Here is an 8651-nt window from a genome sequence, read left to right on the forward strand (position 1 = left end):
GGGGCTGTCGTAAACCAGCCTAGAGGTCCGTGGTTGGCTTGCCAACTGCAGGGCTACCGAAAGCCCGCCCCGTACTGCGAAGCAGTCAGGGCCGGGTAGTTTACTTGGGGATCTCGATGGTTACGTTAGCCAACTGCACATCGTCATGATCCACCCAGGCTCCACCGTGCCGGATGACTGTATCACCTCCCAGCGGCACCGAGATGTGCAGGGATCCCCCGAAAAGGGGAATGCTGATCGGCACTTGGGGACCACGGGTGACCATGGGGGGCTCAATCAGGGTTTTGCCAGTGCGCAGGGTAACAGTGTTCAGGCCCAGGCGCAGAGGTTGCAGCGGCAGGGGAATCTGTAGGTTATCTCCCCCCAGGTGAATCTGTTCGACTTCCACTCCGTTCAGGATGACCTGCATGGGAGACATATTGGCGCTGGGGATCCGGGATTGACCGGCCCGATAGGCGGCAGCTGTATCCAACCCAATCAGGGATCCAATCCGCAAAACCGGTGGGCGCGAAGGCAGGCGTTGCAAAGTGAAAGAGCGGGTCATCTCCACCCCTTGGGCAGGGCCCAGAAATTGCCCGGCGGCAGCCGATTCCGGCGAGTACTGGTTATCGCCCAGGCGGATGACATTGGCCTCCAGCACCAAAGTCGTATTGGGATCCCAGCGCTCCAACTGCAGTTGCCAAGGCCGATCCCCGCTGGCTTGACCGTTGCCTGTACTTTGGGAATAGGGCAAGTAATTTTCCAGCCGCGCCACCAAAATTTCTTCTGCCGGCAGCGGCCCTGGCAGGCGAAACCGACCCTGGGCATCGGTGCGCACCGAAATACCCGCCCCCGGAATGGCCACCTCCGCCCCGGCCAAGGGCTGCCCTGTCAGCCGATCCACCACCTGTCCCGAATAGGCGGAATCCAACTGCACCTGTCCTGTGGGCACATCCGTTGCTGCCTGAATGCGCTGCTGCAACACTTGCCAGTCGGCTTCTGTGATCCGTCCATCCTGGTCGACATCGGCAGCTCGGATCTGGTCGTCGGTCAATCCCCGTTCTCCCCGCAAGTAGGCCCCCAACAGGTTGAGATCCTGCACCGTCAAACGGCCATCCCCATCCAGGTCGCCCGCCTGAAAGGGCTGCGCGTGGGCAAAAGACACGCCTATCCAACCCAGGCCCAGGGATCCCAGTAGCAAAAGAGAATGAGCCAAACAGGAGACCCTAAACATGGCAACTCTCCTGGGAGTTGTTCATGTTCTAACGTAATTCACCTCTTCGCAGCAGGGTTGACCGAGCCGGTGTAGAGTACTCTTGAGCGCAATTTTGCCGGTTCGCCTTTGGCTGCAGGAGCCGAAAACTTAATGGTAGGATAACCGTGGTGGCTTGCCTGTTCTATGGCTCGATACTCTTGCGTTACCCAGCTTGTGGGCTCAGCCGAGCAGCTCAGCGAGTCGATCCGCGCTGTTTTGGAGCGCTGCCAACTCAATATCCTCCACAACAGCCTTGATTATTGGGTGGCCGGCGAGCCTCCCGGAAAAAATCCCCACACCAAACTGGTGACGGTGGAAGTGTTTGTGGATCGCACCCGTCAGGCTGCCGACGGCTCTGTACAGGTGACCTGCATTGCCAAAAATGAAGAGCTGCCCCTAAAAAGCGTTAACCACTGCCAACAAACCTTTGACCGACTGAAGGCAGAGCTAGCCCAGTTGCAAAGTCAACTTCAGCTTGCTGCCCAACAAAAAGATGCCTTACGATAGCTAGGCTGAGTTTGCTTTGATCCCATGGCGCGTCGCTGCCAACTAACCAACAAGAAACGCAACAACGCTTTTGCCATCTCCCACTCCCACCGGCGCACCAAGCGTCTGCAGGAAGTCAATTTGCAGTGGAAGCGCATCTGGTGGGAAGAGGGTAAGCGGTTTGTTCGTCTGCGCCTTTCCACCAAAGCCTTGAAGACTCTCAAGGCCAAGGGTATAGGAGCCATGGCCCGGGAAGCCGGGATCGACCTCAACCAGTTTTGAGCTTTCTCCTCAGCCCAGTTGTGTCTGACAGCTCCAACCTCACAGCAAGCCAAAAAGCTTACGCGACTTGGGCTGCAATCCCGCCAGCAAGGTGTTGAGGGTATCCCGTTGGGTAAGCTCGTTGGTGCCGCTGGCCCGCTCGATTAAGAGCTTGCGCGTCTCATCGGAGAGCTTGGCATCGGTAAAATCGGCTCCACTGAAGAGCGTGTTTTCAATCTGAGCGTCCCGTAGGTTGGCCCCCACCAAAATGGCTTGTTCTAGGTTGGCAAACTGAAGCTGGCAACTCACCAAGGCAGCCTGGGAGAGGTTGCAGCGAGATAGGTTGGCCTGGCGGAAGTCGGCGGCAAAAAAGTTCCCCTCCGCCAGATTAGCAGCCACCAAGCTGGCTTCGCGAAAGATGGAATGGCTGAAACGGCCCCCCTGAAAGCTGCTTTTGTCCAGTTTGGCGGCGGTAAAGTTGCTGTAGTCCCCCAGAGCCTGGCTAAAGCTGGATCCCCGTAGATCTGAGGCGGTAAAATTGGCCCGCTCTAGCTCAGCGCGGCGAAAGTTGCACAGACGTAGGTCGGCTTGCTGCAGGCTGATCGAGCGCAGGTTAGCCCGCGTCAAATTGGATTTGGGCATCTGAATGCGGTCGAACAGGCCCCGCGAGAGGTAGGCATTCTCCAGGTTGGCACCCACCAGGGAGCGCCCCTCACGCAAGGCTTCCAGCAAGTCCCGCGTGGTTTCAATGCGAACCGGCTCTGAGGGTTGAGAAGGGGGAGCACTCACAGATGGAGCATTCCTCACAGTTAGGCCAGAAACCCGGCCAACCCAGCCGTAAACTGGGGGCCAACAGGGATCCCACCTATCAAGCTAACGTTTGCGCCGCCTGCCGAGGTTAAGAGGATGTTAAAAAGACAACCCTGCATCGAGCTTTCCAGAGGGGGCCTTCTCTTGTGGAAACAGCCTACCGGGGGAGAGCCATCGGCTCCGATTTGTTGCATACTCGGGGCAGCCTTTCGTGAGTGAACCGCACCTCCCATGCAGGTAGCTTTCATTGTTGACCCGTTGCCCCAGTTGCAGGTGGGCCATGACACCAGCATTGCCCTGATGGAAGCCCTGCAGAAACGGGGGCACCGCATTTTCTGCCTGGGCCTGGCGGATCTCTACTGGGATCAAGGGGAAACGTGGGGATCCCTTGAGGAAATCCGGTTGGATCTGAAGGCGGATCCCTGGTATGAGGTCAAAGACCGGCAACTGCTGCCCCTGAGCCAAATGCAGGCGGTGTGGATGCGCAAGGATCCGCCGGTAGATGCGGCCTATCTCTATGCCACTTACCTTTTGGATCGTCTCTCCCCCAGCCGCACGCTGGTGCTCAATCATCCTGCCGGGATCCGCTCGGCCAACGAAAAGCTCTATGCCCTGCAATTTCAAGAGTGGATCCCGCGTACCCGCGTCAGCAGCAACAAACGCCTGCTGCGTCAGTTCGTCGAACAGGAAGGACAGGCGGTGCTCAAGCCTTTGGGTGGCAAAGGTGGGGAAGGGATCCTGAGGGTCAATGCCGGGGATCCAAACCTCAACTCGTTGATTGAAATGAGCACCCAATTTGGTCGGCTGCCCGTGATGGTGCAAGAGTATTTGCCACAGGCGGCGGCAGGAGATAAACGCATTTTGTTGCTGGAAGGAGAACCTTTGGGCGCCGTCAATCGGATCCCTGGAGAGGGCGATTTTCGAGGCAATGTTGCTGCCGGCGGTCGAGTGGAAAAAACCAAGATTACCGAAAAAGAACGGGCTCTCTGCGGGGCTTTGGCGCCGGTGCTCAGGCAGGAGAAGCTGTATTTTGTCGGGATCGATGTTATCGGGGAACGACTAACCGAAGTGAACGTGACCAGCCCAACAATGCTGCGAGAACTCTGTCAGTTGGAAGGAGTTGACCTGGCAGATCAAGTGGCTCAGTGGCTGGAAAAGAAGGTGCCCGTCAAGGACTGAATGACTACCCACCAGGATGCTTCTGGGATCCGGCGCGTCTGTTGCCTGACGAGGTTCCCGTCTATTTAGGGAGTCTATAGAGATCAAATTATAGCTTGGAATGACCATAGTAGGTTGAGTTCAACTTTTTCCGGTCGGCAGATAGAAAATAAAAAGCCCCACAAGGGGGCTCTGCCGCGACCAGTCAGCGACTTATAAAACTCTAGAGCAATGTAAAGAAAAGCTCCATGAATAGGCCGTATTGAACATCGCATTGAGCACAGTTTTTAGAATCTCAGAAAAAAGGCCAAATCCTCGGAGTTGTTATCTTTTTTTTAGATTTTTCGGCCCGAGGCTAATCCCGAGCCCCTTCTGTTTTGCTGGGGTGAGCTTTGAGTTGCTGCTCTTGCCCAGTGGGTTACGAGTCAGCCGGTGGCCTTTCCCGTCCCACCCAGCGCCAGATGGTGGGCAGCAGCACTGCCGCCAGTCCGCACTTCACCAAGTCTCCTGGGATAAAAGGGAAGACCCCTTTGTTGAGGACGGCCAAGATCGAGGTGGGCTCAACATTCTGGTTCAGCCACACCCCTAGCCAAGTGGCTCCTAGCAAAAAAATCAGAGCCGAGCAGGACAACATCGCCAGCGCCATCTTCCAGGGGTTGCGATCCACGCCCCAGCGCTCCACCAACCAACCCATCAGCCCTGCAGCCAGGGGAAAAGCCAACAGGTAGCCCCCCGTCGCCCCGGCCAAGTGGCCAAGCCCGGATCCGCCACCGCTGAAGAAGGGCAATCCCAGGATCCCTTCCAGCAGGTAGACCAGCAACGTGAGAAAGCCCAGCCGTGCCCCAAAGCCTGCCCCCACCAGCATTACCCCAAAGGTTTGTCCAGTGATGGGCACCGGTGTAAAAGGCAGAGGGATCCTCACCTGCGCCAGAGCTGCTACGAATAGGCTCCCTCCCACCACCAGCAGTAGATCGCGAATGCGAGAAGAACGGGGCAGAAAAGTCTGGGCCAAGGGTAGGTAACTCGCAGTCATAGAGCACCTGGAGTGTCGAGACATGAAGGTCAGTATAGGGGAATGCAAAGAAGAGGGCAAGTACACACTAACCCTTTCCTAAGGCATTCGCGCTTGGGCAAGCACAGCTTGGGGAATAACTCACAAACGCAGCAAAGCATCACTTGGAAGCAACAAAAAAAGGGCATTAAGCCCCTAAAAATAGCTTCCCCTTTCAGCAAATAGCTAGCCTTTGATACACAGAATTGGCTTTAAGCGCGCTACAAGTTTCGCAATCTTGGCTTGATCGGCAGCGCGCACCACTTTGTCGACGTTTTTGTAGGCCTGGGGCGCTTCTTCAGCTACCCCCCGCAAAGAGGGACTGCGCACGATGACGCCGCGCCGTCTCAGTTGTTCGATAATCTCCTGCCCTGTCCAGGCTTTGAGGGCCTGGTTGCGACTCATCGCCCTCCCAGCGCCGTGGCAGGCTGAGGAGAGGGAAAGGGCCTCCCCTTGCGCGGTGCCGACCAGAATGTAGGAAGCCGTGCCCATGGAGCCACCGATGATGACGGGCTGACCGATAGAGCGAAAAGCTTGAGGAAGCTCTGGGTGGCCAGGCCCAAAAGCGCGCGTTGCCCCTTTGCGGTGAACGAACAGGCGGCGCTTTTTCCCCTCTATCTCGTGGGTTTCCTCCTTACAGGTGTTGTGGGAGACGTCGTAAATAAGGTCGAGTTCAGCTTTGGGGAAAAGCTCAGCGAACACCTCGCGCACCCAGTAGGTGATGATCTGGCGGTTAGCCAAAGCGCAGTTGGTTGCCGCCCGCATTGCTCCCAGGTAGCTTTGCCCCACTTTGGACTTCAAGGGCGCACAGGCCAGCTCGCGATCAGGTAGCTCTATGCCGTGTTCTTTAGCCGCCTGTTGCATCTTCTTCAAGTACTCAGTGCCGATCTGGTGACCCAAGCCACGGGAGCCGCAGTGGATAGTAATCACCACTTCCCCCGACTTAAGGCCAAAGCCTTTGGCAATCTCGGGATCGTAGATCTCGTCAACAACTTGGACTTCGAGGTAGTGGTTACCCGAACCGAGGGTTCCCATCTCGCGCCGCTGGCGCTCACGGGCGTAGGCGGAGACTTCGCTCGGCATTGCTCCGCGCATGCGGCCATGTTCTTCGATGCGCTCCAGATCCTCTTTCTTGCCGTAGCCCTGAGCAACAGCCCATTCTGCTCCGCCTTCGAGCATAGCTTCCATCTCTTTGTCGCTCAAGGAGATCTTGCTGCGGCTGCCGAGCCCTACCGGTACGCTCGCGTACAGGGCATTGGCTAGGGGCTCTGCCATCTCCTCCACTTCCTCGCGCTTTAGCCCGGTTCGCAAGGTTCTCACGCCGCAGGAGATGTCAAATCCCACGCCGCCGGCGGAAATCACCCCCCCTGCTTCCGCATCAAAGGCCGCCACCCCACCGATGGGAAAGCCATAGCCCCAGTGGGCGTCTGGCATCACGTAGCAGGCTCCAACGATCCCTGGCAAGGTGGTCACGTTGCTGGCCTGCTCGGCCACTTTGTCGTCCATTTCCCGGATTAACTCCTCGTCGGCAAAGATCAAGACCGGGACACGCATTCTGCCTTTTGGAGGAATGCGCCAGACTGTCTCATCCACACGCTCAAGTTTCTTGATATCCATAGGTTGCCTCCCCTTACACGTCCACCACGCACTGGGCCACCCAAAGCTCACCCTCTCGGGCTACCTTGAGTTCCGTGTAAGTTGCCCCCTTAACTTCTACCGCCGGTCGGTGCTTGGCATGGTCAACTCTTTCCCCCCACAGGCTGGCCTTGAGATGCTCTTTTGCCAGGTGCACTTCGACTTTTCCAAAGAGCATGCCTCTGACGGCCATCTCGTAGATCACTGCGTTCAGGAAATCCACCAACAACAGTTCCAGATCGCCTGCATTTCCTAGCTCGATCTCTAGGTGTTCTCTGGGAGCTACTTCATCCACGCTAGTGACCACCGCAGTCAGGGCCAAAGCTGCCTGGGCAAAGGCTTCCTCCGGCGTTGCCCCATAGCCGCGGACACCAATGTCAGCCATGTGTTCAAAGTGCTCCCATCTTGCCTGCACCACGGCAGTCCCCCTGCTCTCATTCTCAGGCCAAAGCCAGAGGCCACCTGGATAGATTAAGGTTTCTCTCTAGAAACTGGAAGAGGAAAGAAGGCGTAGCTCAAAGGTGAGGATGTTGGCAGCCAAAATCTCCAGGGCTCCTCCCTCAATGAGCTCGCGGGTGAGGCCGCTTCCAGATCCACTTTGCTGGAGTAACTCACGGCTGCGGCGCATGGTCTCTTGGCGCTGGGGATCGTCGACAACCACCTGCCGCTGGTTGGAGAGACTAAGGCGATAGTAGTTGGGCAGTTCGCCGCGGGTGGCATCAATGGCTAGATTGGTCTCTTCAGGAGCCACGCGAAAAGGGGCGCGGGCAGTGAGCAAAGCCACCTGGATATCCTGGTTTTGCCCGTCCAGACCTTGGAGCTCCGAAAGGTCAATCCGAAACCTAAGGGTGTCGCGGTCCCGGTTAACGCGCTCCACCCGCACTTGGTTAAAGCCAACGGCAAACTCTCGCTCCTGCTCACCAAAGCGCTGGATGGTAGCTTGCAAAACGGCCTCCTCGTTAAGAGGGGTAACCCGAATCAGGTAGTCCCAGTCGCGCACAAAGGTGTACTCGTTGGGCCCAACCCGGACATTGGGATCTACCAGGTTGGCGGTGGGGCCAGGGCTACCAGCTCGGCTAAGGGCCACCATGTACCAGTAGTTAGGGCTAATGGGCAGGCCCATGGTCATGCGCACTTCCAACAAAAGCCGTGCCCAACTAGCCCCAGCCGTGAGGGCCACAAGGGCTGCTGCTCCAAGGCCGCTCCACAGCCACCGCTGAGGACGCAAAAACCAAGCTATGCCTCCACTCCTCATCAAACAGTTCCTCTGGCCTCAAGGCTGAGGGCTCCTACCCCTGATCCTAGCCTCTTAGGACTTCCTCCTGCTATGCGAGCCTGGATCCCTATTCGATAGAGCCTATCCCTAGGGGTTAGCCAACTCTTGTGGCACTCCTGTCTCTTGAGTCCTTCCTTGCGCCTGGTTTTGCCGGCGTGCCTGGACAACTGCCACCGTAAGCAAATGGGAGAGCAAGCCCACTGGCCCGGCAAACAAGCACAAAATCAGAGAATGGGTTGTCCATACTCGCTTATCCCACCCTTCCAAAAAGATCCAGCGGCCCACAAACAAATCCATGACGATGTAGTGGACCCATCCCGTCGCCATAACGGCGGGTTGACTGAATAGGTTGGTTAGGCTGGTCAGAGACAGTTGAGGGTCGGAAAATTCCTTGAGAACATCCGCGTTGAACCCGGTGACCAAAAGATACAAATAAACCGCCGCCAAAATAGCGATGGGCAAAAGCGATTCCATCACCTTGCGGGTTACCTTCCAACCCGGCAGCAGAATCATCATTGCCCAAAAGGGCAAAGCAAACCAGTTGGCCCCGTTAAAGATCATCTCCAGCATGCTTGGAACCCCCAACGCTACCTGTCCATTATCGGCCTAATGCCCCCTGGGGATCCCTGCAGTAGCGGGTGGAAATGGATGGGAGTTATTCCTGACTTGCCGTAAACTACCCGACCCTGACTGCTTCGCAGTACAGGGCGGGCTTTCGGTAGCCCTGCAGTTGGCAAGCC

Annotated in this window: 10 protein-coding genes; 3 read left to right on the forward strand and 7 right to left on the reverse strand. The window is 57.1% G+C overall.

The window, feature by feature from the left end:
• Positions 1-100: 100 nt before the first annotated feature.
• Positions 101-1213, reverse strand: a complete 1113-nt coding sequence (locus NW839_RS10165; RefSeq protein ID WP_414350406.1) for a dockerin type I domain-containing protein — start codon at positions 1211-1213, stop codon at positions 101-103.
• Between the two features lie 165 nt (positions 1214-1378).
• On the opposite strand from NW839_RS10165, the gene NW839_RS10170 reads away from it, so the two are divergent.
• Both NW839_RS10170 and rpmB read left to right on the forward strand, forming a co-directional pair.
• On the forward strand, positions 1379-1741 hold the full coding sequence (locus NW839_RS10170) for a hypothetical protein (protein ID WP_414344659.1): 363 nt from the start codon (positions 1379-1381) through the stop codon (positions 1739-1741).
• Positions 1742-1765: 24 nt separating this feature from the next.
• Complete coding sequence (gene rpmB / locus NW839_RS10175) at positions 1766-2002, forward strand: 50S ribosomal protein L28 (RefSeq protein WP_011431026.1); 237 nt, start codon at positions 1766-1768, stop codon at positions 2000-2002.
• 39 nt (positions 2003-2041) lie between these two features.
• On the opposite strand, the gene NW839_RS10180 is transcribed toward rpmB, so the two are convergent.
• Entirely contained in the window at positions 2042-2770 is a 729-nt protein-coding gene (locus tag NW839_RS10180) for a pentapeptide repeat-containing protein (RefSeq protein ID WP_414328957.1), read from the reverse strand.
• Between the two features lie 252 nt (positions 2771-3022).
• Here NW839_RS10180 and gshB point away from each other — a divergent pair, with 252 nt between their 5' ends.
• Positions 3023-3970, forward strand: a complete 948-nt coding sequence (gshB, locus tag NW839_RS10185; RefSeq protein WP_414350404.1) for a glutathione synthase — start codon at positions 3023-3025, stop codon at positions 3968-3970.
• Between the two features lie 397 nt (positions 3971-4367).
• Here the strand turns inward: gshB and NW839_RS10190 are convergent, their stop codons facing one another.
• From NW839_RS10190 to NW839_RS10210, 5 genes are all read right to left on the reverse strand, one after another.
• Complete coding sequence (locus NW839_RS10190; RefSeq protein ID WP_414350403.1) at positions 4368-4982, reverse strand: biotin transporter BioY; 615 nt, start codon at positions 4980-4982, stop codon at positions 4368-4370.
• 204 nt (positions 4983-5186) lie between these two features.
• A complete protein-coding gene (locus tag NW839_RS10195) occupies positions 5187-6617 on the reverse strand; it encodes an RtcB family protein (RefSeq protein WP_414380626.1) in 1431 nt (476 codons plus the stop codon).
• A gap of 13 nt (positions 6618-6630) precedes the next feature.
• Entirely contained in the window at positions 6631-7053 is a 423-nt protein-coding gene (locus tag NW839_RS10200; protein ID WP_414331239.1) for an archease, read from the reverse strand.
• 66 nt (positions 7054-7119) lie between these two features.
• The gene (locus tag NW839_RS10205; protein WP_414350398.1) at positions 7120-7890 is read right to left on the reverse strand and encodes a hypothetical protein; all 771 of its coding nucleotides are present in this window, start codon (positions 7888-7890) and stop codon (positions 7120-7122) included.
• A gap of 108 nt (positions 7891-7998) precedes the next feature.
• Positions 7999-8481, reverse strand: coding sequence for an ABA4-like family protein (locus NW839_RS10210; protein ID WP_414350396.1), 483 nt, complete (start codon positions 8479-8481; stop codon positions 7999-8001).
• Positions 8482-8651: the final 170 nt, after the last annotated feature.

The organism is Synechococcus sp. R5-15, assembly GCF_047462035.1.
Lineage (GTDB): Bacteria > Cyanobacteriota > Cyanobacteriia > Thermostichales > Thermostichaceae > Thermostichus.